Genomic DNA, 616 nt, shown 5'->3' on the forward strand with positions numbered 1-616 from the left:
ATTCTCATTCTTATGATTTTACTAAGAATAAAAAAGCATTGTTATTAAGCTTTATAGTAACTTTTGTAGTAATGTTTGCTGAATTAATTTATGGGTATTTAGCTAATTCTTTAGCATTAATTAGTGATGCACTTCATATGATAACACACGCTTTTGCATTGATAATAAGTTTTATTGCACTAATATTTATTAATAAACAAGATAGTAAAAAAACTTATGGATATTATAGAAGCGAAATAATAGCTGCTTTTATAAATGCTATTATGATAGCTATATTTACTATATTTATTATCTATGAAGCTATTGAAAAACTATTAAACCCAAGTAAAATAGATATAAATACTATGCTTATAGTATCTTGCTTTGGACTTGTAGCAAATATAATTAGTGCTTTATTATTAATGAAAGCTGATACAAGTAATTTAAATATTAAATCAAGTCTAATTCATATGCTAAGTGATTTACTTAGTTCTGTTGCAATTATTATTGGTGGGATTATTGTTTATTATACTGATTTTTATTTTATTGATTCAATACTAGCTTTAATAATAGCTTTAGTAATTGCTAAGTGGTCTATATCATTATTTAAACAAAGCTTAGATATTTTACTTGAGAG

1 protein-coding gene is annotated in these 616 nt (G+C 23.4%); it reads left to right on the plus strand.

Annotated elements, in window-relative coordinates; all coding sequences use genetic code 11:
• A partial coding sequence (locus AVBRAN9334_RS10100) for a cation diffusion facilitator family transporter (protein WP_336607741.1) occupies positions 1-616 on the plus strand: 616 nt, incomplete at both ends.

This window comes from Campylobacter sp. RM9334, assembly GCF_020138145.1.
Classification (GTDB): domain Bacteria; phylum Campylobacterota; class Campylobacteria; order Campylobacterales; family Campylobacteraceae; genus Campylobacter_E.